Consider the following 25,951-nt stretch of genomic DNA (forward strand, 5'->3'; position numbering starts at 1 on the left):
GTCTGCCGCCGGTGGGCGGATGTACGTTGTGGAGACGGATAGGAAAAAAGAGAAAGGGATAGATAGAATCATGATCTCAGAAAATTTGAAAAAATATGCAACGGAAAAATTTGAGGGACGGAGAGAGCTTCTGGCTCCGGTGATGCCTGTTATCGAAGAAAAATTGAAACAGTGCAGTGAAGAAGAGGTTGTGCTGATGAAGTTTCTGTATGGTACGATGCCGGTAAGGGATGCGGGAGAATATGGATTTAACCTTTTTCTTTCGTACGTGAAGCATGCGCTGATGCTGCGGGAGAAGGTGGCATGGTGTAAGGAACTGCCGGAGGATGTGTTTGTAAATTATGTGCTGTATGACCGGATCAATTCCGAGGATATTACGGACTGCAGACCGTTTTTTTACGAGCAGATTATGGGGCGTGTAGCCGGAATGAGTCTTTGGGAGGCAATTCTGGAGATTAATTACTGGTGTGCGGAGCATGCAACGTATGAGGCGACGGACAGCAGAACGGCATCTCCGATGACGATGTATCGGAGCGGAAAGGGACGCTGCGGCGAGGAGTCAACGTTTGCAGTTACGGCGTATCGGAGTGTCGGTATTGCGGCGCGGCAGGTCTATACACCAAGATGGGCGCACTGTGATGACAATCATGCGTGGGTTGAGGTGTTTGTGGACGGCGAGTGGCATTTTCTCGGTGCCTGTGAGCCGGAAGAAGTGCTGGATACCGGCTGGTTCTCGGGTCCGGCGAATCGGGCAATTCTGATTCATACGCGGAACTTCTCGGATTATGTGAAGGAAAGTAACGAGGAGTATCTTGGAAAAGAAGGAGCGCTGTACTACTTTAACCATACAGATTTTTATGGCAGAACGAAGCTGGTGAAGATTCTTGTGAAGGATGAGAATGGAAAACCGGCTGCAGGAGCGCATATTGCGGTTGAAATCCTGAATATGGCAGAGTTTTTCCCGGCTGCAGTGATGATTGCGGATGCGGACGGAGAAGTTCGGATGACACTTGGCCTTGGCGATATCCGGGTACGGGCATTTGACGGAATACGCCGGGCAGAGGCAATGATGCGGATTGAGGAGGAGGATTCGCTGGAACTGGTGCTTCGTGAAGAGGCGGTTCCGGAAGCGGATGACAGGTGGCAGACGCTGGAAATCCGGGCACCGAAGGAGGTGCCGGTACGGAATGTCGTTGCCACAAAGGAGCAGAAGGAGCGCAATGCGGCACGGATGGCAGAGGCGGAACGGCTTCGGAAGGCACGGTTTGCAGCATGCTTTGATGAGAAAAAGGCTGCTGCGTATCCGGAAGCGGAAGAGATTTTCCACCGGGCAGGAGAGAATTTTGAGGAGGTTTATACATTCCTTTCCAAAGATGAAAATCCGAACCGGAAGAAGCTGCTGTTTTCGCTGGCTTTAAAGGATGCGAAGGACTTGAAGGCATCCGTTTTAGAGGATCATCTCGACTGCGAGCAGGGGGATCTGCCGGAGGAGATTTTCAGGAAGGATCTTCTTTGCCCGCGTATTTTCCTCGAGGAGCTGACGCCGTATCGGAGCATGATCCGCGGATTTTTTGAAGAGGAGACAAAACGTAGCTTTGTGGAGCAGCCGGAACGGATTCTGGATTATCTTAAGAAGAATATTACCTTCCATGCAGAAGAAGAGTATGACACGATCATGGCAACACCGGTCGGCGTCCTTACGATGAAACAGGGAAGTCCTCTGGCGCAGAAGATTCTGTTTGTGGCAATCTGCCGGAGTCTCAATGTAGCGGCAAGACTGAATCCGGTGACCCTGGAGCCGGAGTATTACCGTGATGGGGCATTCCACAGTGTGGAAACAGAAGCTGCTGTTTTGAAGGATGAAACGGAAAGTGCGGTTCTGACACTGAATGCGGAGGATGGAAGCGCATGGAAGTATTATCAGACGTGGACCATCGGAAAGTGGAACGGAACAGTGTTTGAGACGCTGAATTACGAAGAAACCGCATTCAATGGCAAAACACTGGCTCTGACCCTGGAGCCGGGCTGCTATCGTCTGATTACAAGTATGCGTATGCCGAACGGTGACCAGCATGCTGCATACCGCGTGTTTGAACTGAAGGCGGGAGAAGCAAAAGAGATTTATCTGGAAGCCGTGAAAAAAGAGCTGGATGAGCTGTTAGAGCACATCGAACTGCCGGAGATCACGCTGGAGGATCTGGATGGAAAGGCGCATACCCTGAACGATCTCACCAAAGACGGCCCGATCCTTCTGGCCTTCCTCGGAACCGGAGAGGAGCCGACCGAGCATGTTCTGAATGAGCTGATCGAAATCGCAGAGAAGTGGAACGCAAAAGACGCTGCCATGGCAGCCGTGCTCCGCACGAAAGCCGACCTGGAAAACACGACTTTCCAGAAAGCCCGCGCAGCAATCCACAATATGTCCCTCTACCTCGACCCATCCGACGACGCCCCGGCGATCGCCGAAAAAATGGGAATCGACGCAGAAAAACTCCCACTGCTGATACTCGCATTGCCGGGAAACATCGGCGGACGCGCTTATGCCGGATATAACGTCGGCAGCGTCGGACTGATGCTGCGGCTGATGGAAGAGGCGGCGAAAGCGTAAGTTAATACTAAAAAAACAGGCTGACGCATGAATGCGGCAGCCTGTTTTTTAAAGAACGCCCAGTTTTTTCAACTGTGACACGCCATCTTCATATCCCGTAAAATGAATTCCATGAATCCCTGCCTGCTCTGCGGCCTCGACGTTTGCTTTGGTGTCGTCGAGGAATACGCAGCGGTCCGGGGTGAGGGAGAATTTCTGGATCAGGTGCTGGTAGATCTCCGGTTCCGGTTTTGTTAAATGGCAGGTGTAGGAGAAGAGGGTTCCGTCCATGTAGGGGAGGAAGGGCATTTTCTCTTTGGTGCGCTCGAAGAGGTCTCCGGAGTAGTTGGAGAGGATGTAGAGGCGGTAGCCTTTTTCTTTTAAGGAGCGTACCCAGCTTTCTGCATACGGCAGCGGGGTGATGGTTTCCTCGCAGTGGGCGAAAACCTCTTTGATTTCTTCGGTGTATTCCGGGGCGAGGGAGCAGAATCCTTTTACAATCTCCTCCGGCGCGAGAATTCCGCGGTCGAACTGGCGCCAGTAAGGGCCTTCGAAGGTTGCGGCGGCGATTGCTTTCGTCTTTTCCGGACCGAAAGCAAAGCGTTTCAGATAGGACTCGTAGTCCCAGTTGACGAGTACGCGGCCTACATCAAAAATAATGGTATCAATCATGACTGTTTTTCTCCTTTGTCTGATTTGTCGTTCTCATCGCGGTGCGACAGAACCTTGGCAACCAGCATCATGGCATAGATGAGCACTGGTGCGGTAATTGCACAGTAGAGGCAGACCGTCAGCGCCTTGTGTGCAAACGGCGTGTCGATAAACGCAAAAATCATGGCGCCAAGCCCGAATCCGATCAGGACCGCGATGGAGAGAAGGGCGCCGATCTGTTTGAGTCGTTTCATAAAAATCTCCGATCGTTTACTGAAAATAAAATATAAAGAAACATAACCAAGTGTAGCACAGTTGAAAAGAAACATCCACCGCAAGTTTTAAGAATTTTTTAGAAAAAATTAATGGCGCTTTCGATTGCTTTTTTCCCTCAAAAGGGATAGAGTATTGGCATATACTTTGAAAAAGGAGAAACGAGAACAAAATGGATAAACTGAAAGAAAAACTTTCCCGCCTGATGTACGGCCGCTACGGCATCGATCAGCTGGGCAATTTTATGATGTGGGCGGCAGTTGCCATGATGATTTTCGGAGCGGTTGTACGGAGCTCCCTTATCTACACCCTGGCATTCGTCCTGATCGTCTGGGCGGATGTGCGCATCATGTCCAAGAACCATTCCAAACGGTATGCGGAAAACCAGAAATTCCTGGAACTGAAAAACCGCGTCGTCGGATTCTTCCGAGGCGGAACCCGTGCATTCAAGGATAAAGAGCACTGCTACTTCCGCTGCCCGTCCTGCCATCAGCAGGTGCGTGTGCCGAAAGGAAAAGGCCACATCGAGATCTGCTGCCCGAAATGCGGAACAAAATTCATCAAAAACACCTGATAAAAAGGAGCAGTGCGATTCATGTTTGGTTATGTGACCATCCGAAAGGATGACCTGAAAGTCAAAGATTACAATAAATATCAGGCATACTACTGCGGTCTGTGTCAGGATATCAAAGAGGCGTATGGAAAAAAGGGTCAGGCGATGCTGACGTTTGATATGACATTTCTTTCCATCCTGCTGACCGGGCTTTATGAGTGTGAGACAAAAGAAGAGGAGCATTACTGCTTTCTTCATCCCGGCAAAAAACATAAATGCCTGCGGAACAAATACACAAAATACTGCGCAGACATGAACGTGCTGCTCGCCTATTACAATCTGCTGGATGACTGGGAGGACGAGAAAAACTACGCGGCGTTTACAGTGGCAAAGGCTTTGAAAAAATCTGTGACACGCATCGAGGCATCGTATCCGCGCCAGACGAAAGCAGTGCAGGATTACCTCGAAAAGCTGCATGCATGCGAGAAGGAAAACAATCCAGACCTCGATCTTGCGGCGGGCTATACCGGAGAGGTGATGGCGGAGATCTATATTCCGGAGGAGGACATCTGGAGCGATGATCTGCGCCAGGTCGGCTTTTACATCGGAAAATTCATTTACCTGATGGATGCGCTTGATGACGTGGAAAAAGATAAAAAGAGCGGAAACTACAACCCGTTTCTGTCCATCGCAGATCAGCCGGACTTCGAGGAAACCGCAGAAAAAATCCTGCTGATGATGACGGCGGAAGCGTCGCGTGCATTTGAAAAACTTCCGATCCTGGAAAATGTAGACATTCTGCGAAATATATTGTATGCTGGTATCTGGGAAAAATACGAAATGCGAAAAAGCGCAAAAGAGCGCCAAAAAGAGGAGAAATAAAGACTGATGACAGATCCATATGAGGTGCTGGGCGTGTCCCGCGGGGCTTCGGACGATGAAATCAAAAAAGCATACCGAAAACTCAGCCGGACGTATCACCCGGATGCCAATATCAATAATCCGAATAAAGCAGAAGCAGAAGAAAAATTCAAACAGGTGCAGCAGGCGTACAAACAGATCATGGATGAACGCGAGCACGGCACCTCGTACCAGAGCGGAGGTTCGTCGTATGGCGGAGATGCTTACGGCGGCTATGGCCCGTTCGGCGGCTTCGACCCATTCGGCGGCGCGTACGGAAACGGCGGCTCCGCACGGAATGATTATGGAAATTCCGAGCAGGAAATGCGGCTGCAGGCGGCAGCCAACTACATCAACAGCGGCCACTTCCGCGAGGCGATGAACGTGCTGAACGACATTTCCGACCGCAGCGGAAAATGGTATTTCCTGCATGCGATCGCAAATTCGCGCCTCGGCAACAACATCAATGCCGTGCAGGATGCCGAGATGGCAGTCAAATTAGAACCGCAGAATCTGCAGTACCAGCAGCTTTTAAGCCAACTCCGGGGCAGCGGCCAGTGGTATTCCGACATGGGAAGCGGCTATGGCTACGAGAGAAGTGCAGGTGATCTCGGAAAATGGTGCTGTGAATGTATGGCAATCAATGCCATCTGCAATTGCTGTTGCTGCGGCGGAAGAGGATTTTTCTGCTGTTGATCAAAAAATAATTACAAGAAATGTATAAAAGTGAACATTCAGGGGAGAATAACAGTGTCATCGAAATTCCCCTGTTCGATGATACAAAAGAAAAATAAGGAAATACTTATCCTCCCCTTAAAAGCCCCGCTGCAACCAAAAAAACGGTTCGCTGTGGGGCTTTTTTCTAACAGCCGAAAGTCCTTGTTTTTCCCATCAAAACAGATTATAATGAAAGAGATCGCAATTATGACCGGAGCAAAAAAATACGAACGGATCATAGAAAGAAAACAGAAAGAGAGAAAAGCTATGGAACGAAAAACAGCATGGAATGAGTACAAGAAAAAAGATATGAAAAAGCTGGAAAAATTAAACGCCGGCTACCGCGCATTCCTGGATCACGGAAAAACGGAGCGTGAGTGTGTAAAGGAAAGTGTACGTCAGGCAGAAGAGGCCGGATACGTAAGCCTCGACACCTATGTAAAAGAAAATCGTGCGTTAAAACCGGGTGACAAGGTTTATGCTGTATGCATGAAGAAGGCCATTGCCCTGTTCCAGATCGGAACAAAGCCTCTGACAGAGGGTATGAATATTCTCGGTGCGCACATCGATTCTCCGCGTCTTGACGTAAAACAGAATCCACTGTATGAGGACAACGGATTTACATATCTTGATACCCATTATTACGGTGGTATCAAAAAATGGCAGTGGGTAACGCTTCCGCTTGCAATCCACGGTGTTGTAGCCAAGAAGGATGGCGAAGTAGTGGATGTAGTCATCGGCGAGGATGATAACGATCCGGTATTCTGTGTGACAGATCTTCTGATTCACCTTTCCAGAGAGCAGCAGACCAAACCGGCAAGTACGGTAGTAGAGGGCGAGAACCTCGATCTTCTGATCGGAAGCCAGCCGCTGGAAGGAACAGAGAAAGATGCAGTGAAAGCCATGACCTTAAAGCTCTTAAACGACAAGTATGGCATCGAAGAAGAGGATTTCCTCTCCGCAGAGCTTGAAATTGTACCGGCAGGAAAAGCGCGTGAGCTTGGTATGGATGCCAGCATGATTCTTGCATACGGCCAGGATGACCGTGTATGCGCATACACTTCTCTTGTCGCAATGCTCGAGGTGGAAGCACCGGAGAAGACATCCTGCTGCCTGCTCGTAGACAAAGAGGAGATCGGAAGCGTCGGAGCAACCGGCATGCAGTCTCATTTCTTCGAAAACACCATGGCAGAGCTGCTTGCACTTGCAGGTGAGGGAACGGAGCTTGCACTTCGGAGATGTCTGGCTTCTTCCAGAATGCTTTCTTCCGATGTAAGTGCAGCGTTTGATCCGTTGTATGCAGCAGCATTTGAGAAGAAAAACGCTGCATTTTTCGGAAAAGGTATCGTAATTAACAAATTTACAGGAGCAGGCGGAAAGAGCGGCTCAAACGATGCCAATGCAGAGTACGTCGGAGCTCTTCGCGCTATCTTTGATGATGCAAAAGTAAATTGGCAGACAGCAGAACTTGGTAAAGTTGATGTCGGAGGCGGCGGAACCATCGCCTACATCATGTCTCTGTACGGTATGGAAGTGATTGACTCCGGTGTACCGGTTCTCAGCATGCATGCTCCATGGGAAGTAACCAGCAAAGCAGATGTTTACGAGGCCAAGAAGGCCTATGTGGCATTTTTGAAAAATGCATAAATAATATTGAGGAGGTTTGAAACGTTTGGACAGTGACATAGTCGGCAGTATTCTTTTGCAGGTCGTATTGATAGCGGTCAATGCGGTATTTGCCTGCGCGGAGATCGCTGTGGTCTCCTGCAACGACGCTAAACTGGAAAAAATGGCACAGGAGGGAAACAAAAGAGCGGCGAAGCTGTTTCATCTGACGGAACAGCCATCCCGTTTTCTTGCAACGATACAGGTGGTCATCACTCTGTCCGGTTTTCTTGGAAGTGCCTTTGCAGCAGAAAATTTTTCGGATCGAATCGTTTCCGCTCTTGTGGACGCGGGTATGAAGATTCCGGAAAAGACACTGGATGCGATTGCCGTTGTGCTGATTACGCTGCTTTTATCTTATATCACCCTGATCTTTGGCGAACTGGTGCCGAAAAGGATTGCAATGCAGAAGGCTGAGCAGATTGCGCTCGGGATTTCCGGTCTTGTAAGCGGTGCTTCGAAAGTGTTTGCACCGCTTGTGTGGCTGTTGACTGCATCGACAAACGGTATCCTGCGCCTTCTGGGGATCGATCCGGATGAGGACGACGATCAGGTGACGGAGGAAGAAATCCGAATGATGGTAGATGCCGGCAGCGAAAAAGGCGCGATCGACAATGAAGAAAAAGATATGATTCAGAACGTATTTGAGTTTGATGATCTGACCATTGATGAAATCTGCGTCCACAGAACCGATGTAGATCTTCTGTGGCTGGAAGACTCGATGGAGGAGTGGGAGCAGCTGATCCATGAAAGCCGCCATTCTTATTACCCGGTCTGTGGTGAAAATGTGGACGATATCATCGGCGTTCTGGACGCCAAGGATTATTTCCGGCTTCGCACCAAGGACCGCGATCATGTCATGAAAGAAGCAATCAAACAGCCTTATTTTGTTCCTGAAAACATCAAGGCTGCCACGCTGTTCCAGAACATGAAAAAGACCGGCAACTATTTTGCCGTGGTTCTGGATGAGTACGGCGGCATGGATGGAATTATCACCGTGCGTAACCTGATCGAGCAGCTTGTCGGGGACTTGAATGATGAGGCGGAGATCGGGCAGCCATCGGAAATTGAGCTGATTTCCACAGACACCTGGAAAATCATGGGAAGTGCCTCGTTGGATGATGTGGCGGAGGAACTGAAGATCAAACTGCCGGTCGATGAATATGAAACGTTCGGCGGCTACATTTTCGGCGAACTCGGTGCGGTTCCGGATGACGGCAGCCAGTTTGAACTCGAGACCGACGATCTCTGGATCAAGGTCATGCGGGTCAAAGAACACCGCGTGGAAAATACGGTGGTAAAGAAACTGCCTCCGAAAGAAAAAGGAGAGCAGGAGGAACGTAAGGAGAGGGAATGAAACGTGAACTGGATACAGCAGACCGGAAAATTGTGGAACTGCTGCAGGAAGATGCAAGGCTTCCGCTCAAAAGTATTGCAGACAAGGTAAGTCTCACTTCGCCGACGGTTTCGGCGAGAATCGACCGCCTGGAAAAGGACGGGGTGATCACCGGCTACCGTGCGAGTGTGAACCCGGAGGTTTTCGACTATCGGATCAAGGCATTCATCAATCTGGAGGTTGAGCCGGTGCGGAAAAAGGAATTCTATCCGTACATCACTGACTGCCCGAATGTGATCGAGTGCAACTGCGTGACCGGCGACTATTCGATGCTGATGGAGGTTGTGTTCCACACAACATCTGAGCTGGATCAGTTTATCGGCCAGCTTCAGCATTTTGGAAGAACGAAGACGCAGATCGTGTTCTCTACATCGGTGGAACACAGAGGAATTCCGCTCGGCGATACCAGAATCCCGATTCTGGAGCAGGAAGAAGAAAAAGGTTGATTTTCTGCGGACTTTCCGATATACTAAAGCGTGTTACAAAAACCGGAATCCCGCTAGGGGACGGCGCGAAAAAACGCGCTCAGAGAAACAGATAAAGGATGGATAATAACATGAGTTTATTACAGAATTGGCGTGATATCGCCTATAATCAGGAAGCAGACAAAAGACAGCTCCAGCAGTTCTGGACCAATTATTTCCTGATTGAGAAAAACATTTACGAGCAGCTTCTTTCCAACCCGGATGAAGTGGTAAAAGGAACCGTAAAAGAGCTGGCAGAGAAATACAAAGTGGACGTTATGACCATGGTTGGTTTCCTGGACGGCATCAACGACAGCCTTGTGATCCCGAACCCGATCGAGGAGATGGAAGAGGATACCGTTGTTACACTGGCTTACGATAAAGAGCTTCTGTACAAAAACATGGTAGACGCAAAAGCAGACTGGTTGTACAACCTGCCGATGTGGGATGAGATCTTCACAGAAGAGCAGAAGAAAACGCTTTACATGGAGCAGAAAAAATCCGGCACTGTAATCAAAGGCAAAAAAATCGGAAGAAACGATCCATGCCCGTGCGGAAGCGGAAAGAAATACAAATACTGCTGCGGTAAAAACGCATAAGAAAGAATTTTCGAGAAGAGACCGGGAAGCCGAAAGTTGAAAGGCTTCGCGGTCTCTTTTTCTATGAAGAGGGAGAAGCAGGATGCAGGAGACGGTAGTTTATCTGAAAAAAATTACACAGCCGGAGGGCGAAAAAAAAGAGCTGGAACGGGAACTCTCGCAGTGCGGATGGGAGCTGTTCCGGATGGGAATGCAGGAACAGTATGGGCTGGATGGAGAAAAGATAACGATCGAACGGAATGCGCACGGAAAACCGTACCTGCCAGGGCATCCGCAGATCTGTTTTAATATTTCTCATTCGGGGGAATACGCTGCCTGCGCTTTTGCTTCCATTCCGATCGGCATGGATCTGCAGCAGCACCGCCGCGCTGCCTGGGAGCGCATGGCAGAACGGTATTTTTCCGACGAAGACCAGAAACGCCTTGCCGCAGCGGAGAATGCTGAAACGCTGTTTTTCCGGATCTGGACCGAAGAGGAGAGCTACGGCAAGTGGAGGGGAACCGGTCTTTTGGGTTCTCTTGGAACGGAAAAGAAAGAGGGCTTCTGCATGCATTTCAGTCCGGAGAAAGGATATGAAGGCGCCGTCTGGGCAGCGGAGCCCGTGAAAATCTGCATGAAAAGAATAGAACCATAAAAATCGTGCATAACCTGTCCCGCCATCTCATATATATAACGATAAGAGGTGGTGAAGATGAAAAGGACAGGAAGACAAAAGGATATTGTTACGCCAGAGAAAAAACAGGAGCAAAGGGAACTTTTGCGCCTGTTTTCTGCGAATATACGGAAAATTCTGAAAAACACAGATCTGCTGGCCGATGACCTGCAGGAAATCCGTCTGCGGACCGGCGCGCCGCTTCTGGTGGTCGCAAAGGATCAGGAGTACTTTCTGACCCCGGACGGAGCACTGACCGGGGAGTGGGAGAAAGGTTATCCCGTCTCACCGACGGATATCCGCGATACGATGGATTACATAGGAAGTTTTTCCCTCTACGCCTACGAGGATGAACTGCGGCAGGGTTTTCTGACCGTGGAGGGCGGCCACCGGATCGGCATTGCCGGAAAGACGGTAATCGAAGGGGAAAAGGTGAAAGGCATCAGCCATATATCCTGCATCAACGTGCGGGTTGCTCATGAGAAAAAGGGCTGCGCGGACCGAGTGATGCCGTACCTTTGGGAAGACGGCCGTTTCCTGCACACCCTGATTGTCTCCGCACCCGGCTGCGGCAAAACGACGATGCTGCGTGATATCATCCGCCAGATTTCGGACGGGGAGTCGCCGTATCCGGGGCTGACCGTCGGTGTGGTCGATGAACGGAGCGAGATCGCAGGCTGCTATCTCGGCGTTGCGCAGAATGATGTCGGCATCCGCACCGATGTGCTCGACTGCTGTCCGAAGGCGGAGGGCATGATGATGCTGATCCGCGCCATGTCGCCCGATGTGGTGGCAGTCGATGAGATCGGAACGGGCGAGGACATCCGTGCGATCGAGTCCGTCGTTAACTGCGGGTGCAAGCTGCTCGCGACCGTGCATGGCAATTCCATGGAGGATATGAAGCAGAAGCCTCTCCTGAACCGCCTCGTGGAATCCCACGTTTTCGAGCGGTACATCGTGCTGGATGCGAAACCCCACGCCGGAAGCGTACAGGCTATTTTTGACGGAAGAGGAACGACACTGTACCGAAGGGAGGCGTTTCTGTGATGCGGCTTGCAGTTTTACTGGCGGCTTCTCTTGCCTGCGTCGGGATCGGCTTTGCAAAGAGTGCGGCGCTGTCGGCCCATGTGAAAGATCTGGAAACACTGCAGAAAATTATCCAGTATCTGCGTGGAGAGATTGTGACGGCGGCTTCCCCGCTGCCGGATGCGTTCTGGGAGACGGGAAGGCGGATGCGGGATCCGTACCGGGATTTTTTACAGGATATTTCCGAGGATATGCGCCGCCCGGACGGAAAGACACTGCCGGCGATTCTGGAAGAGAATACGGCAGTCCACCTGGCGGACACACGCCTTACAAAAGAAGAAAAAGAAGAGCTGCAGGAGGCCGGATGCAGCCTTGGAACCGGGGACCGCGCCATGCAGAAGGCGAATCTGGACCGGTATGAGGCACGCCTTGTGCAGCGGATCGCGGAACTGCAGAAAGGATTGCCGGAAAGGAAGAGGCTCTGTCAGAGTCTTGGAATCATGGGAGGCCTTTTTTTATTTTTGATTCTGGTTTAGGGCGTGTCTGAAAACGGAGGAGCAGGCGTGGAGGTCGGGATTCTATTTAAAATCGGGGCAGTCGGGATTCTGGTATCGGTCCTGTGCCAGGTATTAAAACACAGCGGCCGGGAAGAACAGGCATTTCTTGCAAGCCTTGCCGGTCTTGTGCTGGTGCTGTTCTGGATTCTTCCCTATATTTCCGCGCTGTTTGAGGACATCAAACAACTGTTTACAATTTAAGAGCAGGGAGAAAAAACGGAGGGGATCATATGGATATACTTCGGATCGCTGCGCTTGGCACGGCGGGCGTGCTGCTTGGAATCACAGTAAAGGGAGCAAAGCCGGAATTTGCCCTTCTTGTGACGGTTGGTGCCGGCCTCTGCATTCTTGCCGGGACCGTCGGAAAAATGCAGTATCTGCTCGGCATGCTCGCACAAATGAAATCGTATCTCCCGGTGGACTCATCGTATCTGAATACGCTGCTGAAAATGCTTGGGATCACGTATGTGGGGCAGTTTTCCGCCGGGATCTGTAAGGATGCGGGCTATTCTTCCATTGCAGGGCAGATTGAACTGTTCGCCCGCCTGGCGGTCCTTGCCGTCAGTATGCCAGTGCTGCTCGCTCTGCTGGAAACGGTTCATGATTTTCTGTAAAAAAGCCGGATGGGGCATGGCGCTGCTTTTTCTGTGTCTCATTTTCGGAACGGGAAGAACGCAGAAAATCGAAGCAGCGGATACCGAAACGGATCAGGCAGCAGCAGCGCAGGACGAACTTCTTGCAGAACTCGACTTCGATGCAATCCAGCAGGAAGTGGACAGCCTGCTGTCCAGCCAGCAGTTTTCTTTTGCCGGTACGGTGCGTTCTCTTTTGCAGGATGGCGATCCCTTCCGCACCTTCCGTGCCGGAAATGCCGTTCTCTCCTGTGCCAAAACAGCATTCCTTGCGCAGAAGGGGCTGATGAAGGAGCTGTTTCTCCTCGTTCTGGCAGGCGCGGTGCTCGGCAGTTTTTCCTCTCTCTTTGAAGGAAAACAGGTCAGGGACGCTAGTTTTTATATGGTCTATCTGCTTGCGCTTGCACTGATTCTGAAAAATTTCCAGTCGAGCGGGGAAAACCTGAAAGCTGTCATCACATCGCTGGTCGCTTTTATGCGGATCCTGACGCCATCCTACTATCTGGCGGCCGCGGCCGCCGGTGGTGCATCATCAGCCGTGATGTTTTATCAGATGCTCCTTCTGGTGATTCTGGCTGTCGAAAAGCTTCTGCTCGCCCTCGTCCTCCCGATGATCCATATCTATCTGCTCATCGCCCTTGTAAACGATCTTTCCGGCGAGGAGATTTTGTCCCATATGACAGAGCTGCTGGAAACCTGCGTGAACGGCCTTTTAAAATCGTCGCTCGGCGTACTTGTGGGAATGCAGATGATCCGGAATCTGATCGCACCGGCGCTCGATTCCCTGCGGCAGATGGCACTCTGGCGGACTGCCGGAATGATTCCCGGCATCGGAAATGCGGTGAATGCTGTAACCGAGTTGGTGGCAGGCTCCGCGGTGCTGATCCGCAACTGCTTTGGCGTGACGGCAATGCTGGTACTGCTCGCAGCAGGCATGGTCCCCGCCGTTCAGCTTCTCGTTTCGGGTCTTTCCTTCCGCCTTCTCGCCGCGGCGGCGCAGCCCGTCTCGGACAAGCGGATCGCGGGATGTCTTGCGGCGGCAGGAAAAGGATATGCGATGCTTCTGCGTCTCCTTCTGACCGTAGAAGTCCTGTTTCTGCTGACGATTGCAATCCTGGCGGGAACTTTTTCCTAGAGCGTGTCTGAAAAAGGCTTTTCGCAAACTGGGGCTTGCAGATTGCGGAAATGATTTTTCAGACATGCTCTAGCATGTAGTTGGGCAGGCAGCGGCGGGAGGCGGCATGGTAGAAGAGATTCTGCAGTGGCTTAAGAATATTTCAATTTTTCTGATTTTTATGACAACTGTGCTGAACCTGATCCCGGAGAAGGAGGACAAGAAGCCGGTTCAGTTTTTTCTTGGAATTGTGATGGTACTGATTTTTTTTCAGCCCGTGCTAAAAGCGGGAGGTTTGGAGCAGAAAATGGCGCAGACGCTTGACCGTCTGACGCTGGAAGAGGAGGCAGCAGCAATGGAAAATGTACAGATTCGTGCAGAAAGCTTTGAAAAACAGTATTACGTGGGCACCTGGGAAAAAGAGACGGAGCGCCAGATCCGGATGTATCTGTCAGAGAGCGGCATTCCGGGGGCAGCCGTTTCGGTAACGCTGGAGCCGGGAAACACCGGTGAGGCAAAAGAGATCCGCATTGAAGCGCCGATGCGGCAGACGAGCATTTACCGCGAAGAACAGAAAAAACAGCGGGAAATGCTCGATGAAAAGCTGACAGAGATCAAAAGTGTTTTAAGTGAGGTCTACGGAACCGATCCGGCGCATATTATGGTAGAGATTTCGGAATAGGCCTATGAGGGAAAAGGCAGCGGCGTTTTTCCGGAAACAGAAAAAGGAGCAGTGGATGCTGTACTTCCTGCTGGCGGCAATCGGCGTTGTCCTGCTGCTGCCGACGGGAACAAAAAAGACCAGTGAGGAGACAGAACAGCCGCAGGAGACGGCTGCGCGTCCGGCGGGGGATGCGGGACTTTCGGTGCAGGAGGAGATGGAACAGCGCCTTTGTGACGCACTTTCCCAGATGGACGGTGTGGGCGCAGTGCACGTCGTGGTGACGCTGGAATCCACAGGAAAAAAGATTGTGGAAAAAGATGTCCCAACGCGGAGCACAACGGAGGAAAACAAGAAGGGAGAGGAGACCGGAAGCGTTACATCCGCGTCGCAGGATGAGGCAACTGTCTATGAAAAGACGCAGAACGGGGCCGAGACGCCGTATGTGGTTTCCGAGGAGTACCCGGCGGTGCGCGGCGTGCTCGTCATCGCAGAAGGCGGGGGAAACCCGGTGACGGTACAGGAGATTCAGGAGGCCGTGATGGCATTATTTCAGGTGGGCGCAAATAAGATTAAAGTAGTCAAAATGAAGTAAAGGAGTCAAATGCGTGGAAAAATTAGAACAGGAAATGAATGCACCTGAGAAAATGGCAGAGACACCATCGCCGAAAAAGACGGCCGGGAAAAAGAAAAAATTCCGGAAAAATCAGGTCATCATCACCGCCCTTGCGATCATGATCGCTGTCGCCGGATACATCAACTATGCTGACAGTACCCTGTCCACGAAGGAGAAGGCAGACGGAACCACGGCGGATGCCAGCACCGTTTTAAAAGACATCTCCAGCCTGGACACCGACATCACCGACGAGGTGGATGCCGGCACAGCAGGGGACTCGTCGCGGACCGTCACCGAAACGCCGGGAGAGGCAGTCCTTGCCGGGGCATCTACATACATGGCCCAGGCCAGAATCGACCGCGAACAGATCCGTTCCCAGAACAAAGACACCTTAAATGAAATCATCAACAACACCAACCTCTCCGAAACCGAGCGCCAGAGCGCTGTCCAGAGCATGGTGGAAATGACGGAACTCGTAGAAAAAGAGTCAGCAACTGAACTCCTCCTCGAAGCCAAAGGCTTCACCGACGTCGTTGTAAACCTGACCGGCGAAACCGCCGACATCGTCGTTCCGATGAAAGAAGTAACCGAGGAACAGCGTGCCCAGATCGAAGACATCGTAACCCGCAAAACCGGAATCGGCGTAGAAAACATCGTCATCACCCCCATGAGCTCCGCCGCCGACACAGCCGCAGAGGAGAGTGCTCAGTAAATTTTGATATCCACGTAAAAAATCCGGAAACGCAAAATCATGCGTTCCCGGATTTTTTCACGTAATTCTATTTAATTTGCACCATGTGCTGTTCTTGCAACCGTCTGCAGTGCTTTCTTCACCGGCGGCAGCGAGATCAGAATCACCGTCAGCACACCTTCAGCCAGCAGATAGCTGTAGTTGTAAATAATCGGATACAGCGCCTTTAAAGACTGCGGGAAATTCTCCGGCATATAATCCATCCAGTACAGATACCCGCCTAACGTATGGAAAAATCCCCTCGCCAGCACAGCTACAATATACCCGATCAGCAGCCCGTTTTTCTTCTTTCCAAAGAATCCGGCCACACCCAGCGCCGCAAACGCAAACACATAATCACAGCACACCTGGAACAGCGACAGCACATACGGCCCCTGGATAAACTGCAGCAGTCCATAAGCAAAACCAACGAGAATACCCGTCTTCGCCCCATACCAGTTCGCAATCAGCACAATAAACAGCATCGAAAACAACGTAACCGATCCCCCGTACGGCAGCTCAAACACTTTCACATACGAAGTCACAAACGCCAGCGCCATCCCCATCGCACAAAACGCCAGCTTCCTTGCATCCATTCCCGTCCCCTTACTCTTCTGAGCAGAAAGAACCGAAGCAATCACCACCAGCGCCACCATCAGCACCACGCATCCAACATAACCGGCCGTCGTCAGTCCGCCGTCAGCAGTAACAAAAAAACTCATAAAAAAACCTCCTTCGCATTCCGCTTGGAGGGGCTCACATAAAAACACAGTCCCGAATCACCTCCGAAACCACGTTCCAGCTTCCCTACGCAGGAATTATCCCGTTCAGGTAGTGAGGGTCCGTGAGCTTATCCATGTCCCACGTTCTCAGCCAAAGGCTCCCCTAGCGTCTTATTATTTTAACGTATTAAAGTATACCAACCTCCCCCTTATTTGTCAACCTACCCGTTTTTTCATCCAAATACATGTTGACAAGAAGTACATACAAGTGCTATATTACAATTAGTTCAATCATTAAACTAATTGTACGAAAGGAGCACCAACACAATGCAGATTCTGAAAGTAACAGACGAAGCATTCCGCCAGTACGGCAAAGTCATCAAAGACCTCGACGTCAGCGACATCATCACCGCCATGTCCGAGACCCCATGTCCCGACGACGTAGTCTACGAGCCTTCCATTGAAAGCCTCGAAGCCTGCAAAAGCGCCCAGTCCGTATCCGACAGCCTCTACGGCGGCATGCCGATCCAGATCGGCTACTGCAACGGCCACAACCATTTACTGAACGCCGTAGAATACCACCGCGACAGCGAAATCAACATCGCCGTAACCGACCTGATCCTGATCCTCGGAAAAGAACAGGACATCACCGAAGACCACACCTACGACTCATCCAAAATGGAGGCCTTCTTAATCCCGGCCGGAACCACCATTGAAGTCTACGCAACCACCCTCCACTACGCACCATGCAACGTGGCAGCCAGCGGCTTCAAATGCGTCGTAGTCCTTCCAAAAGGAACCAATACCGACATCACCCTGGAAGAAAAACACACCCCGGAAGACGACCTGCTCTTCGCCAGAAACAAATGGCTCTTAAGCCACCCGGATGCAAACATCGCTGGAAGCGTAGCAGGCATCAAAGGAGAAAACCTCTCGGTAAAATAAAACCAGAGACAAAACCAGAAATCAGAAACACTGCCCCAAAAGAGCAGTTCTGAACATAAAAAGAAACCAAAAACCAAGAAAACCAAAAAAAGGAGGATCTTCAAAAATGATCAACAATACACCGGAAATCAAATTAGGTATCGTTGCAGTAAGCCGTGACTGCTTCCCGAACAGCCTTTCCGAGAACAGAAGAAAAGCAGTCGTAAAAGCATACGACGGAGAAATCTACGAATGTCCAATCATCGTCGAGAATGAAATCGACATGATGAACGCACTCGAAGACCTGAAAAAAGCAGAGTGTGATGCACTTGTTGTATACCTTGGAAACTTCGGACCGGAGACCGAGGAAACCCTGCTTGTAAAATACTTCGACGGACCTTGCATGGTAGTAGCAGCAGCAGAAGAGACCGGCGACGACCTTGTAGGCGGACGCGGCGATGCATACTGCGGCGTTCTGAACGCAAGCTACAACCTGAAACTGCGCAACCTGCACGCATACATTCCGGAGTACCCGGTTGGCGATGCAGAAGACGTAGCAGCCATGATCAAAGATTTCGTACCGGTTGCAACTGCAGTTGTAGCTGTTAAGAACCTGAAAATCATCAGCTTCGGACCGCGTCCGACCAACTTCCTGGCATGTAACGCACCGATCAAACAGCTGTACAACCTCGGCGTAGAAATCGAAGAGAACTCCGAGCTTGACCTGTTTGAAGCATTCAACAAACACGCAGGCGACGAGAGAATCCCGGCAGTCGTAGAAGATATGGCAAAAGAGCTCGGCGAAGGAAACCTGAAACCGGAAATCCTGCCGAAACTGGCTCAGTACGAGATCACCCTGTTAGACTGGATCGAAGCACACAAAGGCTCCAGAAAATACGTAACCCTGACCGGAAAATGCTGGCCGGCATTCCAGACACAGTTCGGATTCGTTCCTTGCTATGTCAACAGCCGTCTGACCAAGATGGGCATCCCGGTATCCTGTGAGGTAGATATCTACGGAACACTGTCCGAGTTCATCGGAACCGTTGTATCCAAAGACACCGTAACACTCCTCGACATCAACAACACCGTTCCGAAGGATATGTATGAGAGCGAAATCAAAGGCAAATTTGATTACACCTTAAAAGATACCTTCATGGGATTCCACTGCGGAAATACCGCTTCCACCAAACTGGCATTCTGCTCTATGAAATATCAGATGATCATGGCAAGAACCCTTCCGGAAGAAGTAACACAGGGTACCCTCGAGGGAGATATCGTTCCTGGAGACATCACCTTCTATCGTCTGCAGAGCACATCTGACGCAAAACTGCGCGGATACATCGCAGAGGGCGAGGTTCTTCCTGTAGCAACACGTTCCTTCGGAAGCATCGGTATCTTCGCTATTCCGGAGATGGGCAGATTCTACCGTCACGTACTGGTAGAGAAAAACTATCCGCATCACGGCGCAGTAGCATTCGGACACTTCGGAAAACCGTTATTCGAAGTATTCAAAATGCTCGGTGTTGAAGTAGATGAGATCGGCTACAACCAGCCGAAGGGTGTTCGTTACCCGACAGAGAATCCGTGGGGCTAATCCGTTCCGGAAGAATCACTGAAAAATAAGAAAGATATGCAGTAACGCATAAGCAAAAGGGCGGAGCAGAGAGCTAGGTCTACTGCCGCCCTTTTTGAAAAAGAGTAGAAAAAGGAGATTCGACATGTATTTTATTGGTGTTGACCTTGGTACTTCCGCTGTCAAACTGCTTCTGATGGACGAGGAAGGCAAAATTGTAAATATTGTATCGAGAGAGTATCCGCTGTATTTCCCGCATCCAGGCTGGTCTGAGCAGAAACCGGAAGACTGGTGGGAGCAGAGCAAAGAGGGAATCCGCGAGCTGGTAAAAGACGTAGACAAATCCCAGGTAGCCGGCATCAGCTTCGGCGGCCAGATGCATGGCCTTGTCATCCTGGATGAGAACGATAACGTCATCCGCCCGGCGATCCTCTGGAACGACGGCCGTACCGCAAAACAGACCGATTATCTGAACACCGTAATCGGAAAAGAAAAACTCTCCGAGTACACCGCAAACATTGCATTTGCAGGCTTTACCGCACCGAAGATTCTCTGGGTGAAAGAAAATGAGCCGGATAACTTCGCAAAAATCTGCAAAATCATGCTTCCAAAAGATTACCTGGCATACCGTCTCTCCGGCGCATTCGTAAGCGACTACTCCGATGCATCGGGCATGCTTCTGATGGATGTCAAGAACAAATGCTGGTCCAAAGAGATGGCAGAAATCTGCGGTATTTCCCTGGAGATGCTGCCGGAGCTCCATGAGAGCTTTGACGCTGTCGGAACCTTAAAACCGGAAGTAGCAGCAGAACTTGGACTGCCGGAGACCTGTAAAGTTGTAGCAGGAGCCGGAGACAACGCAGCAGCCGCAGTCGGAACCGGAACCGTAGGCGACGGCATGTGCAACGTTTCCCTTGGTACAAGCGGAACCGTATTCATTTCCAGCAACAAATTCGGCGTAGACAGCCACAATGCCCTGCACGCATTCGCACACGCAGACGGCCACTATCACCTGATGGGATGCATGCTGAGTGCAGCTTCCTGCAACAAATGGTGGATGGATGAAATCATCCGCACAAAAGAATATACAAAAGAGCAGGAGAACATCACAAAACTTGGCGAGAATAATGTATTCTTCCTGCCGTATCTGATGGGCGAGCGTTCCCCGCACAACAACCCGGATGCAAGAGGAACCTTCATCGGCCTGACCATGGACACCACAAGAGAGGATATGACCCAGGCTGTTCTCGAGGGCGTTGCCTTTGCGATCCGCGATTCCTTTGAGGTAGCAAAATCCCTCGGTATCCAGATCGAGAGAACAAAAATCTGCGGAGGCGGTGCAAAGAGCCCGCTGTGGAGACGCATGATCGCAAACGTGCTGAACATCAAAGTGGACCGTATTGAGTCCGAGGAAGGCCCGGCACTTGGCGGAGCCATGCTGGCAGCCGTTGCCTGCGGTGTCTTTTCATCCGTAGAAGAGGCGGCAGAAAAAATTGTTCGTGTGACAGAGACCATCGAGCCGGAACCGGAACTGGTTGAGAAATATGAGCGCCAGTATCAGAAATTTGCAAAGATTTATCCGACCGTAAAAGATCTGTTTACAGAGCTGCTGCAATAAAAAGAGGTAAGAAATAAGATGAAGAAAGTGGAACATGGGAAAACATTTGACCGGAATGCAGCAAACCCGCCGGCGTTTGAAATCTTTCACAACACCGTGACAGAAGGCTATCCGGAGCACTGGCATACCGCAATTGAAATTATCATGCCGACCAGAGGCGAATATGAGGTTGTTGTCGGAAAAGACAGCTATAATCTCAAAGAGGGCGACATCATTATGATCAATTCCGGCGTTGTACACGGAATGAGATTCGTATCCCAGGGAGAACGGATTGTCATGCTGGTGGAACCGGGCTGTGTGGAGAATCAGGAAGAAATGGAAACGATTTTCCTGCGGCTTCCGGCCATCTACTTCAAAAAAGAGGATGAGGAAGATCCCTTCTATCTGTTTCTACGCAGCCAGATTCTGGAACTGGTGCGGGAATACGATAATGAGGGCGCAGTGATGACGCACAGAATCTGCACCGGCCTCAAAGAGCTTTTTTCAGAGTTTGGCCGCAAGGGCTTTTCGGATGCCAACGCGCAGAATACGTTCGGGGCAATGAAACAGCAGGAATATATAGAGGCTGTTTTAAGCGTCTGCCGTTATATCAATGTCCATTACATGGAGAATCTTTCTCTCGAGGAAGTAGCTACGGTCAGCGGATTTTCCAAGTTCCACTTTACCAGAATTTTCAAGCAGTACATGAACATGACATTCTATGAGTACCTCAATTCTAAACGCGTCAAACGCGCAGAGGAGCTTCTGTATGACAAAAAGATGAGTATCACGGATGTGGCGATGAATTCCGGATTCTCTTCTTTAAGTGCCTTCAACCGTACCTTCAAGACGGTAAAGGCCTGTTCGCCGAGCGATTACCGCAGACAGCGGGAGTCGATGGTACAGGCTTTGCTGATGCAGGGATAAAAGGACTTGTATTTCACACTTTACTGTGCTAAAATGGTAGTATTCCAAGTTATAAGAATGAGATGGGGACTTAATTTTCGTACAGGAGGGCTTGAAATGAACAAGAAACTTCATTCAGAAGCAGTAGACCAGCTTTTTGAGGCAATTTTGTGTCTGAAGAATAAGGAAGAATGCTATACTTTTTTTGAGGATGTATGCACCATCAATGAACTGCTTTCGCTGTCGCAGCGGTTTGAAGTGGCGAAAATGCTGCGGGAGAAGAGAACGTATCTGGAAATCTCCGAAAAGACGGGAGCATCCACGGCGACGATCAGCCGCGTGAACCGTTCCTTAAGCTATGGAAACGACGGATATGAGATGGTGTTTGAACGGATGGAAAAGAAAGAAAATGTGTAAAATCAAAAAAGACGGTGCGATTCCAACGCAGCCGTCTTTTTTGATTTTACACGTTTGTTCTTAATTTTTCTTTTTCGGATCAGAAGGCGCCGCGAGGGATGCCAGTTCATCCACCATGTGCTCGATCATCTGTTTTTTCAGATAGACATCGAAACTCAGCAGACAGATAAACGAAAAGAGCTGGAGAAATTCCCGATCCTCCTCCGGTGAGCTGCCGAACATGGACTTGGATACATCCGCTTTTTTCAGAAGATCTTCTTTTACGGATGCAATTTCTTCTTTTTCCATCTGGAAAATTTCGTCGTAGATATCTTGGATGGAAAAGCCGCTCTCCGTGCCGAAATACCGATCGGTGATCGGGGCGAGCAGTGTCTGGATATCCGTGATCGAGAGGATGTTTTTAAAGTAGTAAATAAAAACCAGAAGCATCATGTGCTCCGGCGAATATTTCTTTTTGACCGGCGGCGGGAGCAGCTTGTTTTTTGCATAGTTGTTGATCATTGTTTTTGTCAGAACCTTATCGGACTCGAAACGGCGCGAAGAAGCGAGCTGTGCGTCCATAAAGGTCGTGACCTGGTCCATATATAAAGCAATGTTCGGGATTTCCCCCGGGCGGATGCCTTCGAGAGAATCCAGTGAATTCAGTAAATCATGAAGAATTTTATCTGAGTCTATCGTCATTTGTTATCACCTCACGGTTCCCATTATATAGTTTTTAATACCAGATAGCAAGGACTTTGCGAAAAAAAAAGTTTCCATGATAAAAATGCAACGTATGTTCGTTCTTACTTGTAACCGGGGCGGATTTGTTATATACTGAGATGCATGTGAAAAGATTCGAAGCAGATGAAGGAGAAAGAACATGAATCAGACAGAAACAGGATTAAACCCGATGCAGATGGAAGCTGTGGAGCACACCGAAGGGCCGCTTCTGATCCTTGCAGGTGCCGGTTCGGGAAAGACGAGGGTACTGACGCACCGCATCGCCTCCCTGATCCGGGACAAAGGCGTCAATCCATGGAATATTATGGCGATCACCTTTACGAATAAGGCCGCCGGAGAAATGCGTGAGCGTGTCGATAAAATCGTGGGATACGGATCGGAGCGGATCTGGGTCAGCACCTTCCATTCCAGCTGCGTGCGGATTCTGCGCCGCCATGCTGAACGTCTGGGATACGCCAACAATTTTGCAATTTACGATACCGATGACCAGAAATCGCTGATCAAGGACATCATGAAACGGCTCCAGATGGATCCGAAACTGTACCGCGACCGTGCGATCATGGCGGCAATTTCGTCCGCAAAGGATGAGATGATCGAGCCGGACCAGTACCGGATTGACGCGGGAATCGACTGGAAGCTGCAGAAGTATGCGGCAGTTTATGCGGAGTATCAGGCAGAGTTAAAGAAAAACAATGCAATGGACTTCGATGATCTGCTGGTACAGACCGTAAAATTATTCCAGCAGTTCCCGGAAGTGCTCGATTATTATCAGGAGCAGTTCCGCTATATCATGGTCGATGAGTATCAGGATACCAACACGGTTCAGTTCCGCTTTGTGAGCCTTCTGGCGGCAAAATACCGCAATCTCTGCGTTGTCGGCGATGATGACCAGTCGATTTACAAATTCCGCGGGGCGAATATTGAAAATATTCTGAGCTTTGAGCATGTATTCCCGGATGCGAAGGTCATTAAACTGGAGCAGAATTACCGTTCCACGCAGAATATTCTGAATGCGGCAAATGAAGTGATTGCGAATAACCAGGGACGAAAAGCAAAACGCCTGTGGACAGAGAATCCGGAGGGTGACCTGATCGATCTGCGGCAGTTCCAGAGCGGTTTTGAGGAGGCGGAGTACGTGGCAGGAGAAATCACGCGCGGCGTCCGCACGGAGGGAAAGAAGTACCGTGATTATGCAATTCTCTACCGTACCAACGCACAGTCCCGTCTTTTTGAGGAGAAACTGCTGCTTGCAAATGTTCCATATAAAATCGTGGGCGGTGTTAACTTCTATGCGAGACGCGAGATCAAGGATCTGCTGGCGTATCTGCGTGTGATCGAGAACCCGGAGGATGACCTTGCGGTACTGCGTATCATCAACGTTCCGCGGCGCGGTATCGGAGCGGCGACGATCAACAAAGTGCAGGACTGGGAGGCAGAGCAGGGCATCCGTTTCTACGATGCACTTCTCGAGGCCGAGTATGTGCCGGGGCTGATGCGGTCTTTAAATAAGATTAAATCCTTCACGTCCTTTTTACAGGTACTCCGCGCGAAAGCAGATTATCTGTCGGTCAAAGAGCTGCTGAATGAAATCATCGAGGAGACCGGCTATGTAGCAGATCTGCAGGCGGAGGGAACCGAAGAAGCGGCAGCCCGCATCGAGAACATCGACGAGCTGATTTCAAAGATTGCGGATTATGAGGAGAGCGCCGAACAGCCATCTCTCGGTGGTTTTCTGCAGGAGGTTGCGCTGGTGTCTGATATCGACTCGGTGGATGAGGAGAGCGATTACGTGTTGTTGATGACACTGCATTCCGCAAAAGGACTGGAGTTCCCGAACGTATTCCTTGCCGGCATGGAGGATGGTATTTTCCCAAGCTACATGACGATCACCGGGGATGATCCGTCGGAGCTGGAGGAGGAGCGCCGTCTCTGCTACGTGGGCATCACGCGTGCGATGCAGCATCTGACATTGACGTGTGCGCGCCAGAGAATGATCCGCGGCGAAGTGCAGTACAACAAGATGTCCCGTTTTGTCAAAGAGATTCCGCGGGAGCTGATTTCCCTGGAGCGGGAGCGCGGGGAGATCGAAGACCGGAAACCGAAGATGGACATTCCGACGAGAGGCAGCGTCTATGCGGCGATGAAGCAGGCATTCCGCGAGAAGCCGCAGCAGGCGAAAACCTTCAGCGCGCAGAAGGCGACGAAACTCGATTACGAAATCGGGGATACGGTGCGCCATATCAAGTTCGGTGTCGGCATTGTCACGGATATCGTGGACGGCGGAAGAGATTATGAAGTTACCGTCAACTTCGACCAGGCTGGTACGAAGAAAATGTTTGCTTCGTTTGCAAAACTGAAAAAGTTATAAGGAGAACGAGAGCGTGCCGGAAAATAAAATTCCGGCACGCTCTTTTTTCGACTGATGCGTCAGACGCTCAGGTGGTAATCAGGGTGGAATAGCCGTCGCGGCGCAGGCGGCGTTCCATCAGAATGGCATTTCCGAGCTGGCGGTAAGCGCCGACCTGGACTTTGAAAAAGCCGTCCTCGGCGAGAAGAAAAGCGGGATAGCCCTGGTCGAGAAGGTCGTAAAGCATACGGTCGGCATTCTGGCGGATGCGGAAAAGGCCGGTCTGGACACGGTAGAAGGTTTCCGGTGTATCGGAAGGATTTTCCTGTTCCGGCGGCGTGGGATGGGGCGAAGCGGAAGCAGTGACGGTATCCGCTGTTGAAACGGACGGACGGGCGGCCTCCGTTTCCGCAGCGCGCCGGTCAGCCTCCGTGACCGTCTCGAGATCCAGCGTTCCAAGCACTGCATCCGCGATGGCGCGGGCGATTTCTTCCTGCTTTTCATCGTAGAGCGTATTGTCCTGCTCATTGTTCAGAAAGCCGGTTTCAATCAGAAGAGCCGGCATTTTCGTCCGCCGCAGAACAACAAGCCCTGGCCGTGCCTTGACACCGAGATTCCGGAATCCCAGCTCCGAGAGCGCGCCGTTAATGTTTTCTGCCATTGTCTGTTTGATGCCGGAGTTGTCATAGATAAGCGTTTCCACGCCGGTATACTGGTTCGGTTCCTCCGAAGAATTCCGGTGAAAAGAAATAAAAAAGTCGGCATCCGCCTGATTGGCCATCTGCGCCTTTTCAAACGGCGTCTGATAAACATCGGTTGTGCGGGTATAAATGACAGAGACACCCTGCCGGGAAAGAAGCTCGCCGACCGCGATGGCGAGGGAAAGATTGTCATCCTTTTCCCTGCGTCCCTCATAGACAGCGCCCGGATCACTTCCCCCGTGTGC

Annotated in this window: 27 protein-coding genes, 2 pseudogenes and 1 riboswitch; of the genes and pseudogenes, 24 read left to right on the plus strand and 5 right to left on the minus strand. The window is 50.7% G+C overall.

Translation table 11 applies throughout. The features are described 5' to 3' along the window. The first annotated feature begins 70 nt into the window (after nucleotides 1–70). On the plus strand, nucleotides 71–2,608 hold the full coding sequence (locus PGS38_RS12720) for a transglutaminase domain-containing protein (protein ID WP_117802544.1): 2,538 nt from the start codon (nucleotides 71–73) through the stop codon (nucleotides 2,606–2,608). Nucleotides 2,609–2,656: 48 nt separating this feature from the next. Here the strand turns inward: PGS38_RS12720 and PGS38_RS12725 are convergent, their stop codons facing one another. Both PGS38_RS12725 and PGS38_RS12730 read right to left on the minus strand, forming a co-directional pair. Next, nucleotides 2,657–3,259 (minus strand): HAD family hydrolase, encoded by a 603-nt coding sequence (locus PGS38_RS12725; RefSeq protein WP_117802516.1) that lies wholly within the window; start codon nucleotides 3,257–3,259, stop codon nucleotides 2,657–2,659. Next, nucleotides 3,256–3,492, minus strand: coding sequence for a hypothetical protein (locus PGS38_RS12730; RefSeq protein ID WP_055264772.1), 237 nt, complete (start codon nucleotides 3,490–3,492; stop codon nucleotides 3,256–3,258). Before PGS38_RS12730 ends, PGS38_RS12725 begins: the two co-directional genes overlap by 4 nt. Before the next feature lie 191 nt (nucleotides 3,493–3,683). On the opposite strand from PGS38_RS12730, the gene PGS38_RS12735 reads away from it, so the two are divergent. The 17 genes and pseudogenes from PGS38_RS12735 (at nucleotide 3,684) to PGS38_RS12810 (ending at nucleotide 15,775) form a co-directional block, all read left to right on the plus strand. Continuing rightward, entirely contained in the window at nucleotides 3,684–4,085 is a 402-nt protein-coding gene (locus PGS38_RS12735; RefSeq protein WP_270476358.1) for a zinc ribbon domain-containing protein, read from the plus strand. 21 nt (nucleotides 4,086–4,106) lie between these two features. Further along, nucleotides 4,107–4,946, plus strand: a complete 840-nt coding sequence (locus PGS38_RS12740; protein WP_022463183.1) for a DUF5685 family protein — start codon at nucleotides 4,107–4,109, stop codon at nucleotides 4,944–4,946. 6 nt (nucleotides 4,947–4,952) lie between these two features. After that, on the plus strand, nucleotides 4,953–5,660 hold the full coding sequence (locus PGS38_RS12745; RefSeq protein ID WP_022463184.1) for a J domain-containing protein: 708 nt from the start codon (nucleotides 4,953–4,955) through the stop codon (nucleotides 5,658–5,660). A 288-nt stretch (nucleotides 5,661–5,948) separates the two neighbouring features. Further along, nucleotides 5,949–7,328: an aminopeptidase gene (locus PGS38_RS12750; RefSeq protein WP_055221450.1), complete on the plus strand. Its 1,380-nt coding sequence runs from the start codon at nucleotides 5,949–5,951 to the stop codon at nucleotides 7,326–7,328. Between the two features lie 25 nt (nucleotides 7,329–7,353). After that, a complete protein-coding gene (locus PGS38_RS12755) occupies nucleotides 7,354–8,703 on the plus strand; it encodes a hemolysin family protein (RefSeq protein ID WP_022463186.1) in 1,350 nt (449 codons plus the stop codon). 8 nt (nucleotides 8,704–8,711) lie between these two features. Beyond that, nucleotides 8,712–9,188, plus strand: a complete 477-nt coding sequence (locus PGS38_RS12760; RefSeq protein ID WP_055221452.1) for an Lrp/AsnC family transcriptional regulator — start codon at nucleotides 8,712–8,714, stop codon at nucleotides 9,186–9,188. Between the two features lie 110 nt (nucleotides 9,189–9,298). Beyond that, nucleotides 9,299–9,805: an SEC-C metal-binding domain-containing protein gene (locus tag PGS38_RS12765; RefSeq protein ID WP_022463188.1), complete on the plus strand. Its 507-nt coding sequence runs from the start codon at nucleotides 9,299–9,301 to the stop codon at nucleotides 9,803–9,805. Between the two features lie 82 nt (nucleotides 9,806–9,887). Then, nucleotides 9,888–10,439, plus strand: coding sequence for a 4'-phosphopantetheinyl transferase family protein (locus tag PGS38_RS12770; RefSeq protein ID WP_173841600.1), 552 nt, complete (start codon nucleotides 9,888–9,890; stop codon nucleotides 10,437–10,439). Between the two features lie 57 nt (nucleotides 10,440–10,496). Then, a complete protein-coding gene (gene spoIIIAA, locus PGS38_RS12775) occupies nucleotides 10,497–11,504 on the plus strand; it encodes a stage III sporulation protein AA (protein ID WP_055228503.1) in 1,008 nt (335 codons plus the stop codon). Beyond that, on the plus strand, nucleotides 11,504–12,019 hold the full coding sequence (locus PGS38_RS12780; RefSeq protein ID WP_055221399.1) for a stage III sporulation protein AB: 516 nt from the start codon (nucleotides 11,504–11,506) through the stop codon (nucleotides 12,017–12,019). Before spoIIIAA ends, PGS38_RS12780 begins: the two co-directional genes overlap by 1 nt. Before the next feature lie 27 nt (nucleotides 12,020–12,046). Next, on the plus strand, nucleotides 12,047–12,241 hold the full coding sequence (spoIIIAC, locus tag PGS38_RS12785; RefSeq protein WP_022463192.1) for a stage III sporulation protein AC: 195 nt from the start codon (nucleotides 12,047–12,049) through the stop codon (nucleotides 12,239–12,241). A gap of 29 nt (nucleotides 12,242–12,270) precedes the next feature. Further along, the gene (locus tag PGS38_RS12790; RefSeq protein ID WP_055221401.1) at nucleotides 12,271–12,654 is read left to right on the plus strand and encodes a SpoIIIAC/SpoIIIAD family protein; all 384 of its coding nucleotides are present in this window, start codon (nucleotides 12,271–12,273) and stop codon (nucleotides 12,652–12,654) included. Continuing rightward, complete coding sequence (locus PGS38_RS12795) at nucleotides 12,641–13,807, plus strand: stage III sporulation protein AE (protein WP_055221402.1); 1,167 nt, start codon at nucleotides 12,641–12,643, stop codon at nucleotides 13,805–13,807. Before PGS38_RS12790 ends, PGS38_RS12795 begins: the two co-directional genes overlap by 14 nt. Before the next feature lie 23 nt (nucleotides 13,808–13,830). Continuing rightward, nucleotides 13,831–13,887 (plus strand): annotated as a pseudogene (locus PGS38_RS17840) (DUF6783 domain-containing protein); the annotation flags it as partial. A gap of 26 nt (nucleotides 13,888–13,913) precedes the next feature. Next, entirely contained in the window at nucleotides 13,914–14,468 is a 555-nt protein-coding gene (locus tag PGS38_RS12800; RefSeq protein ID WP_270476359.1) for a stage III sporulation protein AF, read from the plus strand. Nucleotides 14,469–14,472: 4 nt separating this feature from the next. After that, complete coding sequence (locus PGS38_RS12805; protein WP_055221404.1) at nucleotides 14,473–15,042, plus strand: hypothetical protein; 570 nt, start codon at nucleotides 14,473–14,475, stop codon at nucleotides 15,040–15,042. Nucleotides 15,043–15,055: 13 nt separating this feature from the next. Next, nucleotides 15,056–15,775 carry a SpoIIIAH-like family protein gene (locus PGS38_RS12810; protein ID WP_238033485.1) on the plus strand — a complete coding sequence of 240 codons (720 nt, stop codon included), beginning with the start codon at nucleotides 15,056–15,058 and terminating at the stop codon, nucleotides 15,773–15,775. Between the two features lie 71 nt (nucleotides 15,776–15,846). On the opposite strand, the gene PGS38_RS12815 is transcribed toward PGS38_RS12810, so the two are convergent. Next, nucleotides 15,847–16,515: an energy-coupled thiamine transporter ThiT gene (locus tag PGS38_RS12815; RefSeq protein ID WP_055221407.1), complete on the minus strand. Its 669-nt coding sequence runs from the start codon at nucleotides 16,513–16,515 to the stop codon at nucleotides 15,847–15,849. 65 nt (nucleotides 16,516–16,580) lie between these two features. Further along, a riboswitch (TPP riboswitch) is annotated at nucleotides 16,581–16,690 on the minus strand. Between the two features lie 152 nt (nucleotides 16,691–16,842). Here PGS38_RS12815 and PGS38_RS12820 point away from each other — a divergent pair. The 5 genes from PGS38_RS12820 to PGS38_RS12840 all read left to right on the plus strand — a co-directional run bounded on the left by PGS38_RS12820 (nucleotide 16,843) and on the right by PGS38_RS12840 (nucleotide 21,935). Next, on the plus strand, nucleotides 16,843–17,460 hold the full coding sequence (locus tag PGS38_RS12820; RefSeq protein WP_055221409.1) for a DUF4867 family protein: 618 nt from the start codon (nucleotides 16,843–16,845) through the stop codon (nucleotides 17,458–17,460). A 109-nt stretch (nucleotides 17,461–17,569) separates the two neighbouring features. After that, complete coding sequence (locus PGS38_RS12825) at nucleotides 17,570–19,036, plus strand: L-fucose/L-arabinose isomerase family protein (protein WP_055221457.1); 1,467 nt, start codon at nucleotides 17,570–17,572, stop codon at nucleotides 19,034–19,036. 124 nt (nucleotides 19,037–19,160) lie between these two features. Then, the gene (gene xylB / locus PGS38_RS12830) at nucleotides 19,161–20,633 is read left to right on the plus strand and encodes a xylulokinase (protein WP_270476360.1); all 1,473 of its coding nucleotides are present in this window, start codon (nucleotides 19,161–19,163) and stop codon (nucleotides 20,631–20,633) included. A gap of 18 nt (nucleotides 20,634–20,651) precedes the next feature. After that, nucleotides 20,652–21,539 carry an AraC family transcriptional regulator gene (locus PGS38_RS12835; RefSeq protein WP_270476362.1) on the plus strand — a complete coding sequence of 296 codons (888 nt, stop codon included), beginning with the start codon at nucleotides 20,652–20,654 and terminating at the stop codon, nucleotides 21,537–21,539. Nucleotides 21,540–21,635: 96 nt separating this feature from the next. Further along, nucleotides 21,636–21,935 carry a YerC/YecD family TrpR-related protein gene (locus tag PGS38_RS12840; protein WP_022463203.1) on the plus strand — a complete coding sequence of 100 codons (300 nt, stop codon included), beginning with the start codon at nucleotides 21,636–21,638 and terminating at the stop codon, nucleotides 21,933–21,935. Nucleotides 21,936–21,995: 60 nt separating this feature from the next. Here the strand turns inward: PGS38_RS12840 and PGS38_RS12845 are convergent, their stop codons facing one another. Further along, on the minus strand, nucleotides 21,996–22,616 hold the full coding sequence (locus tag PGS38_RS12845; RefSeq protein WP_117510256.1) for a DUF1836 domain-containing protein: 621 nt from the start codon (nucleotides 22,614–22,616) through the stop codon (nucleotides 21,996–21,998). Nucleotides 22,617–22,797: 181 nt separating this feature from the next. Here PGS38_RS12845 and pcrA point away from each other — a divergent pair, with 181 nt between their 5' ends. Next, complete coding sequence (gene pcrA, locus PGS38_RS12850) at nucleotides 22,798–25,026, plus strand: DNA helicase PcrA (RefSeq protein WP_055228510.1); 2,229 nt, start codon at nucleotides 22,798–22,800, stop codon at nucleotides 25,024–25,026. A 67-nt stretch (nucleotides 25,027–25,093) separates the two neighbouring features. Here the strand turns inward: pcrA and PGS38_RS17845 are convergent. Continuing rightward, nucleotides 25,094–25,948, minus strand: a pseudogene (locus PGS38_RS17845) (N-acetylmuramoyl-L-alanine amidase); the annotation flags it as partial. Between the last annotated feature and the right edge of the window lie 3 nt (nucleotides 25,949–25,951).

The sequence above is a fragment of the Fusicatenibacter saccharivorans genome, assembly GCF_027667425.1.
GTDB lineage: Bacteria > Bacillota > Clostridia > Lachnospirales > Lachnospiraceae > Fusicatenibacter > Fusicatenibacter saccharivorans.